Here is a 15228-nt window from a genome sequence, read left to right as displayed (position 1 = left end):
GCCAAATAACCTGTAGGAGCAGGGCTTGCCCGCGAAGCTTTTGGCGATTTTACGGGCCCCTTCGCTGGCAAGCCATGCTCCTACAGGATTGATGGCGTCCTTGAGACTCAGGTAATCGGTGCCGGATTGAACAAGGTAATGTCGTTGTGCAGCTTGTGCTGCTCGGCCCAGGTCTTTTTCCGGCCGCTGGCGACATCCAGGTAGTAGTTGAACAACTCCCAACCCAGGTCCTCGATCGTTGCCCGCCCGGTGGCAATCCGCCCGGCATCGATATCGATCAGGTCCGGCCAACGCTGTGCCAGCTCGGTACGGGTCGAAACCTTCACCACCGGCGCCATCGCCAGCCCATAAGGCGTACCCCGCCCGGTGGTGAACACATGCAGGTTCATCCCGGCCGCCAGCTGCAAGGTGCCGCAGACAAAATCACTGGCAGGCGTCGCACAGAAAATCAGGCCCTTGCGCGTAAAACGTTCGCCAGGGCCAAGCACGCCGTTGATCGCACTGCTGCCGGACTTGACGATGGAGCCCAGGGACTTCTCGACAATATTCGACAACCCGCCCTTCTTGTTCCCCGGCGTGGTATTCGCGCTGCGGTCCGCCTCGCCCTTGGCCAGGTAGCGGTCGTACCAGTCCATCTCACGCACCAGCGCCTCGGCCACCGGCAGGTTTTCTGCCCGCGAGGTCAGCAGGTAGATCGCATCGCGCACTTCCGTCACTTCGGAAAACATCACCGTCGCCCCGGCCCGCAGCAGCAGGTCGGAGGCATAACCCAAGGCCGGGTTGGCGGTGATCCCGGAAAACGCATCACTGCCGCCACACTGCATGCCGAGGATCAGCTCCGACGCCGGCACGGTTTCCCGACGCCGCAGATCGAGCTTCTTCAGACGGGTTTCCGCCAGCGCCATGATCTGCTCGATCATCTCGGTAAACCCGTGACTGGAATCCTGCAGCCGATACAACCAGGGCTCACTCAGATCCACCGAGCTGTCGCCCTCGTGCATCACCTGGCCGGCCTGCAACTTCTCGCAGCCCAGGCTGATCACCAGCGCTTCACCGCCCAGGTTCGGGTTGCGCGCCAGGTTGCGCACGGTGCGGATCGGGATATAGGCATCGGTCGCGGTAATCGCCACGCCGCAGCCATAGCTGTGGGTCAATGCCACCACGTCATCGACATGGGGGTACTTGGGCAGCAATTCATCCTTGATACGCTTGACCGCATGGTCCAGCACACCGGTGACGCACTGCACCGTGGTGGTGATGCCGAGGATATTGCGCGTACCGACGGTACCGTCGGCATTGCGATAACCTTCGAAGGTGAAACCCTCAAGCGGCGCCTGGGCCGCCGGCACATCGGTGGACAGCGGCAGGCTGTCCAGCGGCGGCGCGGTAGGCATGCGCAGTTGATCTTCCTTGACCCAACTGCCCTGGGGAATCGGCAGCAACGCATAACCGATAACCTGGCCGTAGCGGATCACTTCGCCGCCCTCGGCGATATCCACCAGCGTCACCTTGTGGCTCTGGGGAATGTGCTCGCGGGTCACCAGGCCGTCCGGGAACTCGGTACCGGCCGGTACACCCTGGTCATTGACCACGATCACCACATTGTCCCGCTCGTGCAGGCGGATATAGCGCGGCGAGTCGGAATGTTCAATCAACTGCATGACGCCGCTCCTCAGGAATGGGCTTGGGACAGACGGGGCTCGCTATTGAGCTTGGGACCGGCGGGCGGATCGCGCAGTTCGACGCGCTTGATCTCACCGACGATCACCACATAGCTGATCACCGCCAACAACGCATTGGCGCCGACAAACACCAGGGCCCACTTGAACGAACCGGTGGCGCTGATGATGTAGCCGATCACGATCGGCGTGGTGATGGAGGCGATATTGCCGAACATGTTGAACAGGCCGCCACTCAAACCGGCAATCTGCTTCGGCGAGGTATCGGAAACCACTGCCCAGCCCAGCGCACCCACGCCCTTGCCGAAGAAGGCCAGGGCCATGAAGCCCACCACCATCCATTCGATGTCTACGTAGTTGCAGGCGACGATGGTGGTCGAAAGCAACAGGCCGCCAATGATCGGCGCCTTGCGGGCGAAGGTCAGGGAATGGCCGCGGCGCAGCAGGTAGTCGGAAATGATCCCGCCCAGCACGCCACCGATAAAACCGCAGATGGCCGGCAAGGAGGCGATAAAGCCGGCCTTGAGGATGGTCATGCCGCGCTCCTGCACCAGGTACACCGGGAACCAGGTCAGGAAGAAATAGGTGATGCCGTTGATGCAGTACTGGCCCAGGTAGACACCGAGCATCATCCGGTTGGTCAGCAGTTGGCGCACGTAGTCCCACTTCGGACCGCCACCGGCGGCCTTGCCCTGGTCCATGTCGACCATGCCGCCGTTCTCGGCAATATGGTTGAACTCGGCGTCGTTGATCATCGGGTGCTGGCGCGGGCTGTGGATAACTTTCAGCCAGATCAGCGAGAACACCACGCCCAGGCAACCCATCACCAGGAACACATGCTGCCAGCCGAAGGTGTACACGATCCAGCCCATCAGCGGCGCGAACAGCACGGTGGCGAAGTATTGCGCGGAGTTGAAGATCGCCGAGGCGGTGCCGCGTTCGGCGGTGGGGAACCAGGCCGCGACGATACGGGCGTTACCGGGAAAGGATGGCGCTTCGGCCAGGCCCACCAGGAAGCGCAGCATGAACAGCGCGACCACCGCGGTGGAGACACCGAACTCGCCGACATAACCTTGCATGGCGGTGAACAGCGACCAGGTGAAGATGCTCAGGGCGTAGACTTTTTTCGAGCCGAAACGGTCGAGCAGCCAGCCGCCGGGAATCTGCCCGAGCACATAGGCCCAGCCGAAGGCGGAGAAGATATAACCGAGGGTGACGGCGTCGATGCCGAGGCTTTTTTGCAGGCTGGAACCGGCAATGGCGATGGTGGCACGGTCGGCGTAGTTGATCGTGGTCACCAGGAACAGCATGAGCAGAATCAAATAGCGGACATGTGTCTGCTTGGTCGCTTGCATGTAGATGTACTCCCACTCTTTATTTTTTTACGCGGGTAAAACATTCAGTGATGTACCGCACGAGGCTTCAGGCAAGAGCCCCGTGCGGGTAAAGCGGATTACGAACCGATGTAGCTGGTTTTGACCACGGTGTAGAACTCCTGGGCGTAGCGACCTTGCTCGCGGGAACCGTAGGACGAACCTTTGCGCCCGCCGAACGGCACGTGGTAATCCACGCCGGCGGTCGGCAGGTTGACCATCACCATCCCCGCCTGGGAGTGGCGCTTGAAGTGGTTGGCGTACTTCAGCGAGGTGGTGGCGATACCGGCGGAGAGGCCGAACTCGGTGTCGTTGGACATGGCCAGCGCGGCTTCGTAATCGGCGACGCGGACGATATTGGCCACCGGGCCGAAGATTTCTTCACGGCTGATGCGCATCGAGGCTTCGCTGTCGGCAAACAAGGTCGGCGCGAGGAAATAGCCTTCGGTATCGCAGGTCACCAGCTCACCGCCGGAGACCAGGCGCGCGCCTTCGGACTGGCCGATGTTGATGTAGCTCAGATCCTGCTCCAGTTGCGCCTGGGACACCACAGGACCAATGTCGGTACCGCTCTTGAGGGCGTGGCCGACCTTGATCGAACGCATGCGCTCGGCCATGGCTTCGACGAACTTGTCATGAATTCCGGCGGTGACGATCAAACGGCTGGACGCCGTGCAACGTTGGCCGGTGGAGTAGAACGCGCTCTGCACCGCCAGCTCGACGGCCTGCTTGAGGTCGGCGTCATCGAGGATGACCTGCGGGTTCTTGCCGCCCATCTCCAGCTGCACCTTGGCCTGGCGCGATACACAGTTGACCGCGATCTGCCGGCCGACGCCGACCGAACCGGTGAAGCTGATGCCGTCGACTTTCCGGCTGTTGACCATGGCGTCGCCGACCAGACGGCCGCTGCCCATCACCAGGTTGAACACACCGGCCGGGAAACCGGCGCGGGAAATGATTTCCGCCAGGGCCCAGGCACAACCCGGAACCAGTTCGGCCGGCTTGAGCACCACGCAGTTGCCGTAGGCCAGGGCCGGAGCGATCTTCCAGGCCGGAATCGCGATCGGGAAGTTCCATGGGGTGATCAGGCCGACCACGCCCAGCGCTTCACGGGTCACTTCGACGTTGACGCCGGGACGTACCGACGGCAGGTAGTCGCCGGAGAGACGCAGGCATTCGCCGGCGAAGAACTTGAAGATATTACCGGCACGGCTCACTTCGCCAATGGCTTCGGGCAGGGTCTTGCCCTCTTCCCGGGCCAGCAGGTTACCCAGCTCTTCACGACGGGCGAGAATTTCCGAACCGACTTTATCCAGCGCATCGCTGCGGGCCTGGATGCCGGAAGTGGACCAGGCCGGGAACGCCTCACGAGCGGCGTCGATGGCCGACTGCACCTGGACCAGGTCAGCCTTGGCGTACTCACCAATGACATCGGACAAGTCCGACGGGTTGATATTGGCCGAGTACTCGGCACCGGCGACCCATTGGCCACCGATGTAGTTGTCGAAACGTTTTGCATCTGCCACGGAAAACCTCCTGAACCGAAAAAGCCGCTGATTGCTCAGCGGCCTGTTTATTCGTTCTTACTGTGCGCCTTGCTTGTCGATCAGCGCGGCCAGGGCGTCGTATTCGTCCGGCAGCAGATCGGTCAGCGGCGTACGCACGGGACCGGCGTCATAACCGGCGATCTTCGCGCCAGCCTTGACGATACTCACAGCGTAGCCGGAGCGGCGGTTGCGGATGTCCAGGTATGGCAGGAAGAAGTCGTCGATGATCTTGCCGACGGTGGCGTGATCGTCCCGGGCAATGGCGTGGTAGAAATCCATCGCGGTTTTCGGGATGAAGTTGAACACCGCCGAGGAGTAGACTGGCACGCCGAGGGCCTTGTAGGCCGCGGCATAGACTTCCGCGGTCGGCAGGCCGCCCAGGTAGCTGAAACGATCGCCGAGACGATGACGGATCGACACCATCAGCTCGATATCGCCCAGGCCATCCTTGTAGCCGATCAGGTTCGGGCAGCGCTCGGCCAGACGTTCCAGCAGCGGCGCGGTCAGGCGGCAGACGTTGCGGTTGTACACCACCACGCCGATCTTCACCGACTTGCACACGGCTTCAACGTGGGCGGCAACGCCTTCCTGGCTGGCTTCGGTCAGGTAGTGCGGCAGCAGCAGCAGGCCTTTGGCGCCAAGACGTTCGGCTTCCTGGGCGTATTCGATGGCCTGGCGGGTCGCACCACCGACACCGGCGAGGATCGGCACGCTACCGGCGCAGGTATCGACGGCGGTTTTCACCACTTCGGAATATTCACTGGCTGCCAGGGAGAAGAATTCACCGGTACCGCCGGCGGCGAACAGCGCGGTGGCGCCGTAAGGGGCCAGCCACTCCAGGCGCTTGACGTAGCCGGCGCGATGGAAATCGCCCTGGGCATTGAAATCGGTCACCGGAAAGGACAGCAGGCCGGAGGAGAGGATGGACTTCAGTTCTTGTGGATTCATTATTCGAACACCCTGGGAAGCACGTTGTGATGAAAGAGACAGCGCAGACTGGCTGATGTCGTACGTCATCGTACAACTTAAATAATAAAGGTCAACAGGAATCGCTCAGCCGATCCCACAAGAATCTCCCTCCTTGACGTAGGAAGTTTTTCATCTAAGCTCAATTTTAACTGTATATACATACAGTTAATTTGAACGATAAAAACGACATATCAAGGAGCCAGACATGTCAGCCACTCCACAGCACGCGCAGGATTTCCTGCTGCACGACGGCAAGGTCATTGCCGAGCTGGACACCCTTTTCACCGAGCAAGGCATCGCCATTCCGGGTGACGGCGCAGCGGTGATTCTTCTCGCTGAAGGTCATCACACCCTCAAGTATCATCAGCCAACGGCGTTCGACAGCGCGCTCAAGGGCAAGCCCCAGGCGCGCTTCGAAGGCGGTGAACACACCGCCATCGGCGACAGCGCCCAGCTGCGTTTTGCCAAGGACGCACCCGCCATTCCGGCCTGGCAGGTCGAACTGCACCTGACCAACGGCCTGGCCCTGACCTACGGCCAGATCGTCGCCCTGGGTGGCGATTTCTACGGGATTGCGGACCGACCGATCGCCGACGGCAGCACCCCGGCCGACCGTCAGGCGCGCTTTACCGCTGCCTTCAACTCTCTGGCAGTGCTGCCCGCCTCCCGCGACGAAGCGCAGAAAATCCTGCAGGTGATGAAAACCGAGATCAACGCCGCCAACCAGGCGATCAAGGACGGCAAGCAGCCTCACGAAGCCTACGACGAACTGGGCGATACCCTCTCCGGCGAGTGGAACAAGATCACCGGTGGCGGCAGCTTTGCCTCGCCGCTGTTTCCCCTTGGCCGCTACCTGAAACTGGCCGCGAGCAACTGGGACCACTTCGGCGAATGGGCTCTGCTGGCTTACCAGGCCGGGCACGCCGCCGCCCTGCAACAGGCCGCCCTGGCGCACAAGAGCGGCGTCGACCAGGATCTGGAATTGGCCTACGCGATGAACGCCTTTGCCGACCACTTCCTCACCGACCTGTTCTCCGGCGGCCATCTGCGGGTACCGCGCAAGCAACTGGCCGACAGCGTCACCCCCAGCGATGTGGGTTCGCTGATCTCGCGTTTCATGCACGACGAAGACAGCAAGTTCGGCCTGAAAGTCAGCAACGCCCAGGGGGATCGCTGGAACTGCTACGGCGACAAGCGCTATTTCGACACGGTCGACAGCGGCAACCGGCTGCGGGTCAAACAGGCGGTGCAGCAATCGGTGGATGAAGTCTTCGCAGTGTTTCTCAGTGGCGTCGTCGTACCTCCCGAAGCCTATGCCGCGCTACGTTCGGTGCCGGACCTGACGAAGGTGGAAAACAGCCAGGACAGCCTGAATTTCGCCCCATTGTTCGCCCTCAAGGGCAAGACCGTGCTGCGCCGCAACGACGTCAACAACCTCAACGATCGTAGCCAGAGCGACAGCTGGTGGGGCTGGAGCACCTACCTGCTGCTCAAGGACTACAAGCCGAACCTGCCTGCCGGCTACCTCAACCCGCCCGGCGTGGCCCCGACCCTCAAGGCCGATGGCTGGCAGAGCCGCATGCCCAGCGAACCCAACTGGCTGCCGGGCAATGCCGTGCGTTATGCCTTCAGTTACACCAAGGGGCTGGATGAGTCCTATATCGGCCCGTGGACGGCCTATGCCGAACTGACCGATCGCTTTCAGCCGACGTTGAATGTGCCGGTGGGCGGGACGGGACGTAATGTGTTCCGTCAGTTCCGTGGTGGCTCGCCGGAGCTGATCGGCACGCTGGACGGCCAGGCCACCACCTTTATCGACAACCATCAGTGACAGGGAGATCAGTCATGACCTTTACCGTAAAACTCGAACTGGCTTCCGGTCAGTCACTCAAGGATATGCCGCTGGAACTGCTGGCCGATGGCGTGGCGATTGCCCGGGCGACGGCGGATGAGACGGGGAAAGTGGTATTCGCCACCCAGGCGAAAGCCGCGAAATGGGCGGTGCGTGTGGACCGGACTATTCTGAAGCGGTAATCCGCCAAGGGCACCACGTTATCGTTCTTCGCGGGCAAGCCCTGCTCCTATAGTTTGGTGTCGTTCACTGGTTTTGTGCACGACACCAAACTATAGGAGCAGGGCTTGCCCGCGAAGACGTACGACCAGACAACATCATAAACGGCAAAAACGCCTGGTTCTTCTGCAACTCAGCCTCGTCAGGAGCATGCCGACTGATTAAAACATTCACTGCATCAAAGAGGGTCAAGGTCAAAAATTTTCCGAGGGAGAAAAAACGAATACATCAGCCGCCACGTCAAACTTTCAGGCCTAGTTCAATAGCTCCGTAACTTGTCGTATAAGAAACCCATCTTCCGCGAAGTCATAATACTCAACACCGATTATTTCATTGCGTTGATCAGGGTACGCCGCGTAGGTGATGATGTCGCCTTTTGACAAATAGGCGGAAGCAAAATTCTCCCACGACCCCCAACTTGCCATGATACTTCCATCTTTAATCTTTGTTACGGTGACAGGCTCTTCCTGGTGACTTTCTTTCTTGGCTTTCGACCTAGGCAAGCCGGATTCAGGCGAGGTTGCTTCCGTGCTGACATTTGCCACAAAAGCAACGTTCACTCGATAGCTTCTATTGGCAATACTCAAGGCCGACACAACGTCTTTGTTAACGACTCTAACTTTTTGGCCTTTTATATATAAAATCTCTCCAACCTTTATCCTGATGAGGGCAGCTTCATATTGCTCTCGGGGTTCAGGCATTTCAACGAGAACATCACCAAGAAAAATTTTTATGTTCCAGGCTTCTGGCTGAGTTTTCATACTGGCACCCTTTCATCATTTATTGAATATCGATTAATTCAATGGAGGCCTGAAAAACAAAAATACGCTTTCAGGTGTGAGAAGCCTAAACCTAGGATGCGTCTTGGTGTAACTGTCAGAAATAACAGTTACGACGAACGGTCAGATCCCCGTGCGACAGCGGATGCGACGGGGGAAGTGGCATTTGATGTGCAGGCAAAAGCCACGAAATGGGCCGTGCGCGTGGATCGGACGATCCTCAACGGCGGTTGATCCAGGAGCAGACCGTTTGTCGCTACTGTCATTTCTGACAGTAGCGACAAATCTCACGGGGGAATTGAATGATTTCAGAAGGCCTGAAATCACTTCAGGTCCGGTGGAAGGAAACCCGTCATGGCGCATTCATATAGGATCAAGTTACCCGAAAACAAAGTTTCCAAGGGGGCCTCCGTCAAGGAGATAACCCTGGACGACTCCATAAACCGAGGCGACCTTCTCAGATTTGAAGTCTTTCCCGAGTTCACCTACATCGTCACCCAAAAGACCTATGAGGTGAGGCTGGACGATACCTTCCGAGTAGAGCTTTAGACGGATCTCTACACCCCCTGAGAAACTAGCCTTTCTGCGCCTCGGCCTCTTCATGGGCCTGGCGCAACCGCTCGCGGCTGTTGGTCAGATGCAGGCGCATCGCTGCCCGCGCCGCATCGGAATCCTGGCGGGCAATCGCCTCATAGATCTCTTCGTGCTCGCGCCCCAGCCGATTCATGTAGTGCTGCTGGTCATCATGGGCCAGCCGCGCCGAATTCAAACGGGTCCGGGGAATGATGCTGGTGCCCAGGTGGGTCATGATATCGGTGAAGTAGCGGTTGCCGGTGGACAGGGCAATCTGCAGGTGGAACTGGAAATCCGACGCCACCGCATCGCTGGCATGGGCCGCACTTTCATTCAACGCGTCCAGCGCCGCCCGCATCGCCGCCAACTGCTCGGCGCTGCGCCGCTGCGCCGCCAACCCCGCCGACTCGACTTCCAGGCTGATCCGCAACTCCAGGATCGCCAGCACATCGCGCAGGGTCACCACCGTCGCCGGATCGATCCGAAAACCGCTGGGGCTCGGCGTGTCCAGCACAAAGGTGCCGATGCCGTGGCGGGTTTCCACCTGCCCGGCCGCCTGCAGGCGCGAGATCGCCTCGCGCACCACCGTGCGGCTGACACCATGGGCCTCCATGATCGCCGACTCGGTGGGTAACTTGTCCCCGCGCTTGAGCTGACCATCACGGATCTGCTCGGAGAGCACGGTGACCAGCTCCTGGGCAAGACTACGGCGCTTTCGGGTCGGGCGAAGCCCGGCGCTCTGGTTTTCCATATCGAACATCTATCTCGGCTGAACGGCTGAGCGCGCATCATAGCTCAACCGGGTTGTACGATCACTGTTGGCTATGCGCTGACCGCTTCCTGAGTGACCAGGTGTCCACGCTCGATCCGCAGATGCCGTGGGTGGAATTTCTTCAAGCTGCTGCGATGGCCGACGCTGACAATGCCCAGCCCCGGAATCTGATCGATCAGGGCCTGATAGAGGTCCGTTTCGTCTTCTTCATCCATGGCCGAGGTGGCCTCGTCCATAAACAGCCATTGCGGCGCATACAACAGCGCACGGGCGAAGGCCAGGCGCTGTTGCTCGCCCGGGGACAACATGCGTTGCCAGTGATTGCTTTCCTCCAGGCGCCCGGCCAGGTGCGGCAGACGGCAAGTCTGCAAGACCTCCTGATAACGCTCATCCGAGTAGGCATCGCTGGGCTGTGGATAACTCATTGCCTCACGCAGGCTGCCAATCGGCAGGTAAGGTTTCTGCGGCAGGAACAGCGAGCGCGCGGCCGGCAACCGGATACTGCCACCGCCCCGTGGCCAGAGATTGCCCATGGCCCGCAACAGGGTACTTTTGCCCGTGCCGGAACGCCCGCTGAGCATCACCCGTTCGCCCGGAGCCACATTCATGTTCGCACCGGCCAGCAGATGCCGACCGTCCGCCAGATCCAGCTCCAGGTTGTTCACCTGCAAGGCTTCACCCTGGCTCTGCACGTCGATGGCTGGAACACGCTCTTCATTGTCGACCATGGCCTGACGGAAACTCAGCAGACGGTCACAGGTGGCTTTCCACACCGCGAGGTTGGAGTACGCATCGATAAACCAGCTGAAGTTTTCCTGCACATTGCCGAACGCCGAGTTGATCTGCATCAGCTCGCCGAGCTGGATCTTGCCGGCGAAATAGCGCGGTGCCGCCACCATGAACGGGAAGATGATCGCAATCTGGCTGTAACCGGCGGTGAAGAACGTCAAGCGCTTGGTCACTCGCATCAGCGCCCAGTAGTTGGACCAGACCTTGCCGAAACGCGAGCTCAGGCGCTGCGTTTCATTCGGCTCGCCATCATAAAGGGCAATGCTTTCGGCGTTTTCGCGAACCCGCACCAACGAGAAGCGCATATCGGCCTCAAAACGTTGTTGTTGGTTGTTCAACGGAATCAAGTGGCGACCGATCAGCCGGGTCAACCAGCTGCCGACGGCCGCGTAGAGGAAGGCGCACCAGAACATGTAGCCGGGAATGCTGATGCCGAAGACTTCGATACTCCCCGATACCCCCCAGAGGATGATCGAGAACGACACCAGGCTGACCACCGTGCGAAACAGGCCAAGGCCCAGGGTCAGGGTATCGGCGGTAAAACTGTTGAGGTCTTCACTCAGCCGTTGGTCCGGGTTGTCGGTGTTCCCGCCCGCCTCCATCTGGTAGTAGTTCTTGTGCTCGAGCCAGCGCTTGAAATGCTGCTCGGTCAGCCAGCGGCGCCAACTGATGGTGAGCATCTGGGTCAGGTACAGTCGATAGACCGCGCCGAGGATGGCCACGGCGGCAATCCCGCCGAAATACAGGATCAGGTGCCAGAAGGCCGCACCGTTTTTCTCCTGCAAGGCGTTGTAGAAATCCTTGTACCAATTGTTCAGCCAGACCGAAATGCCGACGCTGAAGAGTGACAGGGCCACCACACAGATCAGCAACAGCCAGGCCTTGCCCTTCTCCTCACTGCGCCAGTAAGGCGAGGCCAGTTGCCAGACCCTACGAAAAAAATGCCCTTCTACTGCATCGTTGACCGCGGAATATTCAGCGTTCTTAGTCATTCTAAGGCTCGGTTGGCGTAAGAAATTTCACCAACCGATCATAGATGATTCGCACCCGGCGTAGCGCGATTTGAAAAGGATTCGTTCAGCGCCGGTTCAGCGCCGCACCGGCCGTTTCTGCAATTTGCGCTGCAAGGTCCGCCGATGCATGCCCAGGGCGCGGGCGGTGGCGGAGATATTGCCTTCGTGCTCGGTCAGCACGCGCTGGATGTGCTCCCATTGCAGGCGATCCACCGACATCGGGTTTTCCGGCACCAGGGTATCGAGGTCGGCATGCTCGGAGAGCAGGGCCGCCAGCACGTCGTCGGCATCCGCCGGCTTGCACAGGTAGTTACAGGCCCCGCGCTTGATCGCCTCTACCGCCGTGGCGATGCTCGAATAGCCGGTGAGGATCAGCACGCGCATCTCCGGATCGAGCTCCAGCAGCTTGGGCAGCAGCACCAGGCCGGAATCGCCGTCCATCTTCAGGTCCAGCGCGGCGTAGTCCGGCAGGTCCTGCTGGGCCAGGATCAGGCCCTCTTCGGCGGAACCGGCGGTGCTGACGCGAAAGCCGCGACGGCTCATGGCCCGCGCCATCACGCGGGTAAAGGTGGCGTCGTCGTCCACCAGCAACAGGTGCGGCAGTTCCTCGCCTTCGACCTGGATCTCGTCACTCATGCTTCTTCTCCTCGGGCAACACGGGGCAGGCGCAGCTCGGTGAGCGTGCCACCTTCCTCATGACTGTAGAGTTTCACCGAGCCGCCAGCGCGGGTCACGCTGGCCTTGCTCAAGAACAGGCCCAGGCCGAAGCCTTTGCCCTTGGTGGTGAAAAACGGTTTGCCGATCTGCTCGGCGATGGCCAGCGGCACACCGGCGCCGTGGTCACGAATATTGATGGTGAGGTTTTCCTCATCCCAGTCCAACTGCACTTCGAGGCCTTCGGGACAGGCATCGGCGGCGTTGTTCAACAGGTTGAGCAAGGCCTGGGTCAGGTCCGGCGGCGGCGCCAGGCGCGGCACATCGCCCTGGCCAAGGCGCTGGAAGCGGTAACTGGCTTCCGGGCGCATCAGGTGCCAGCGGTTCAGCGCTTCGTCGAGCCAGACCGTGACATCCTGCATCTCCACCGCCAGCCGGCGATTGGCCTCGGCGGCGCGGACCAGTTGCTGCAAGGTCTGCTTGCATAGCTTGACCTGGTCCTGGAGCACGCTCAGGTCGTCCTGGAGCAGCGGGTCCGAATGGTCCTGGCGCATTTCCTTGAGCAGCACACTCATGGTTGCCAGGGGCGTACCCAATTCATGGGCGGCGCCGGCGGCCTGGGTCGCTACCGCCAGCAGTTGCTGGTCCCGCAGGCCCTCTTCACGGCGCAGGGCGCGCAACTCTTCCTGGCGGCGCAATTCCTCGGCCATCTTCGCGGCGAAGAACGTGATCACCGCGGCGGCCAGGGCAAAGCTCAGCCACATGCCATAGATCTGCAGCTTCTCCCGGGAGATCGGGAAGGTTTCCAGCGGGTAGAACTGCACCAGCAACAAGGTGTAGAGCACCAGCGCCGCACCGGAGAGCACCACCGAATAGCGCCAGGGCAAAGTCACGGCGGCGATGGTCAGGGGTACCAGGTAATAGGAGACGAAGGGGTTGGTCGAGCCGCCGGAGAAATACAGCAAGGCGCTGTGGATAAACAGGTCGCAGGCCAGTTGCACGGCGTATTCGAGTTCAGTGACCGGCCAGGTGGTCCGCAGGCGCACCACGGTGAAGGCGCAGAGCACCATGGAACAGGCCAGGGTCATTGCCAGTTGCAGCCAGGGCAACGGCAGCAGGTCGAACCAGTAGGCGATACCCACGGAACCGGCCTGGGCCGCCAGCACCAGAATACGGATAAAGGTCAGGCGCCAGAGGTTCTGACGGGTCGCGGACAACAACTGAACGGGGGCGAGCATGAGCTCTCCTGATGAGCGCTCCAGGCGGATCGCCACGAGTATAACCAGCCGGGGCGCGGACAGGCGAATGTGCGGCAAACCGCCACAGTCGGCAGACATCAGCGAGCGTTGTGAAACCGGCCATTGGAAAACGATTCAACGGCCGGCTGAACGCCACTGTTTATCCATGCAATCGCACCAGAGCAAAGGCGGCGGACTCGTCCACTTTGTAAATGAAGATAATTTTCCCGTCCGGCTGTACAGAAAGCCCATTGATAATGGCCTCACCGTCAAACATGACAACCCCCTCATTACCAAAAGCACCGTCCCACCCCATATCCTGCTCGATGCTGGCAATAAAAACTTTACTAAAGCCAGAAGAGGCAAGCGCAACAGAGCCTGCAACGACCACGGTTGATCGCGGATTATAGAGCGCCGCTTTCCAGACCACAGTGTCAGCCGTGTTTGGACCACCGACAGAGCCACCCCATCCTTGCTCTCCAAAAAGCGGATCCACCTGGCCATCCATTCCACGACGTTGGAGCACAATGAACAAATGCTGGGAGGCTGTATTTGCAGAGGTCCCGACAAAATACAATTTCGCGTCGCTCACCCTAGGCAAAATGACGTTTTTGACACTCGGCGGGCCATCATAGTAGCCATCGGTCGCAAAATGAGTATCCAAATTACCATCAGCATCATATCTGGCAATAAACCACTCCCCCTCCCCAGTAAAGCGAGAGGTGACTGCCACCAGAAAATGGTCACCTTGGCGCAAAAGGTCTTCGGCCCAGACATGCCGATTATTTCGAGAAATAGACTTGTACCCCACTTCACAAAATGTTTTGTCCAGGAAACCATCATTACCCACTTTCGTGAGAAAAGTCACATCAAAAACACCAACATGGAGAGTCGACAGGATCATGACGCCGCCGTCATCCAGTAACGCCATCGCCCCATGATAACTCCGGGAGCCGGCGTTTCGTATAGCCTCCTCATCAGGTGAAACCGCTGCCCACGGAACATTGCTTGTATCTTCATAGCTCCAGATCATTACCCCGTCAATCCCGAAATCCTCATCTAAATTCCCATTCAACTCAAACCTTGCCAACCCCGTGACTCCGGTATTAGATCCATCACCGACAAAGAAACCCATCACAACCTTATTACGATCAACATCAAATTTCACATTATAAGGTTGCGCCAGCCCCATCCCTGGAAAAAAATCAGACAGCTTAAATCGAGAAATCCCCGCACTACCAAAACTTGCATCTACAACACCCCGATCATCAAGCCTGATCAGATAGGTCATCTGAAGCTGAACCGAGTAGGCTGCGCACAGTATTTTTCCGTCTGGGAGTATATGAGTAGCGCAGGGCTGCAGATAAATTCCGGTGCCATCAAACAAATAAACTTTACCGGCCACACCAAACGTATAGTCCAGGCTACCCCGAACCTCTGCTTTTTCGCTTGAATCATTTGAACCAGTCATATATTAACCCTCCATAAGGATTGACGAAAAAAAGACATTAACGCGCCTGATAGTAAATCGTCACCTGTCAGAAATGACAGTTCACTAGATGGATTAGATATAAAAACCCTTATTAACGATCAGCGATTGATCTAAGTATAAAGACATAAATTTTCTCGTATAATTTGTGCATTCTCTGTCTTTGCTCAAAGTCGTCCATGAGACGCGCAACCACTCCCTGCGCTACCGACGTACAAGCGTTGAATGCCACCAGCACGGTGAAAAGCCGCCTTGTGTCGATCTGCGCCCACGGGTAAAAAC

The 15228-nt window shown here is 59.2% G+C and carries 12 protein-coding genes; 2 read left to right on the top strand and 10 right to left on the bottom strand.

Translation table 11 applies throughout. From position 1 onward, the window contains the following. Window positions 1-107: 107 nt before the first annotated feature. The 4 genes from garD to kdgD form a co-directional block, all read right to left on the bottom strand. Entirely contained in the window at window positions 108-1661 is a 1554-nt protein-coding gene (garD, locus tag M5C71_RS06965) for a galactarate dehydratase (protein WP_103494735.1), read from the bottom strand. Window positions 1662-1672: 11 nt separating this feature from the next. After that, a complete protein-coding gene (locus tag M5C71_RS06960; protein ID WP_177099436.1) occupies window positions 1673-3034 on the bottom strand; it encodes an MFS transporter in 1362 nt (453 codons plus the stop codon). A 98-nt stretch (window positions 3035-3132) separates the two neighbouring features. After that, window positions 3133-4578 (bottom strand): aldehyde dehydrogenase family protein, encoded by a 1446-nt coding sequence (locus M5C71_RS06955; protein ID WP_103494733.1) that lies wholly within the window; start codon window positions 4576-4578, stop codon window positions 3133-3135. 57 nt (window positions 4579-4635) lie between these two features. After that, window positions 4636-5547: a 5-dehydro-4-deoxyglucarate dehydratase gene (gene kdgD / locus M5C71_RS06950; RefSeq protein WP_100941245.1), complete on the bottom strand. Its 912-nt coding sequence runs from the start codon at window positions 5545-5547 to the stop codon at window positions 4636-4638. Window positions 5548-5773: 226 nt separating this feature from the next. Here kdgD and M5C71_RS06945 point away from each other — a divergent pair, with 226 nt between their 5' ends. Both M5C71_RS06945 and M5C71_RS06940 read left to right on the top strand, forming a co-directional pair. Continuing rightward, entirely contained in the window at window positions 5774-7399 is a 1626-nt protein-coding gene (locus M5C71_RS06945; RefSeq protein ID WP_248767527.1) for a phospholipase, read from the top strand. Between the two features lie 14 nt (window positions 7400-7413). Further along, window positions 7414-7602, top strand: a complete 189-nt coding sequence (locus M5C71_RS06940) for a hypothetical protein (protein WP_103494730.1) — start codon at window positions 7414-7416, stop codon at window positions 7600-7602. 291 nt (window positions 7603-7893) lie between these two features. Here the strand turns inward: M5C71_RS06940 and M5C71_RS06935 are convergent, their stop codons facing one another. The 6 genes from M5C71_RS06935 to M5C71_RS06910 all read right to left on the bottom strand — a co-directional run bounded on the left by M5C71_RS06935 (window position 7894) and on the right by M5C71_RS06910 (window position 14928). Then, entirely contained in the window at window positions 7894-8400 is a 507-nt protein-coding gene (locus tag M5C71_RS06935; protein WP_103494729.1) for a hypothetical protein, read from the bottom strand. A gap of 592 nt (window positions 8401-8992) precedes the next feature. Then, entirely contained in the window at window positions 8993-9742 is a 750-nt protein-coding gene (locus M5C71_RS06930; protein WP_103494727.1) for a FadR/GntR family transcriptional regulator, read from the bottom strand. 71 nt (window positions 9743-9813) lie between these two features. After that, complete coding sequence (locus tag M5C71_RS06925) at window positions 9814-11544, bottom strand: ABC transporter ATP-binding protein/permease (protein WP_177099428.1); 1731 nt, start codon at window positions 11542-11544, stop codon at window positions 9814-9816. Between the two features lie 96 nt (window positions 11545-11640). Next, the gene (locus M5C71_RS06920; RefSeq protein ID WP_100941240.1) at window positions 11641-12201 is read right to left on the bottom strand and encodes a response regulator transcription factor; all 561 of its coding nucleotides are present in this window, start codon (window positions 12199-12201) and stop codon (window positions 11641-11643) included. After that, window positions 12198-13457, bottom strand: coding sequence for an ATP-binding protein (locus M5C71_RS06915; protein ID WP_100941239.1), 1260 nt, complete (start codon window positions 13455-13457; stop codon window positions 12198-12200). The genes M5C71_RS06920 and M5C71_RS06915 overlap by 4 nt, the downstream gene beginning before the upstream one ends. Window positions 13458-13617: 160 nt before the next feature. After that, the gene (locus M5C71_RS06910; protein ID WP_248767526.1) at window positions 13618-14928 is read right to left on the bottom strand and encodes a hypothetical protein; all 1311 of its coding nucleotides are present in this window, start codon (window positions 14926-14928) and stop codon (window positions 13618-13620) included. Window positions 14929-15228 lie beyond the last annotated feature (300 nt).

The sequence above is a fragment of the Pseudomonas sp. MWU12-2345 genome, from assembly GCF_023242385.1.
GTDB classification, from domain to species: domain Bacteria; phylum Pseudomonadota; class Gammaproteobacteria; order Pseudomonadales; family Pseudomonadaceae; genus Aquipseudomonas; species Aquipseudomonas gingeri_D.
This window is presented reverse-complemented; position numbering and strand designations above follow the sequence as displayed.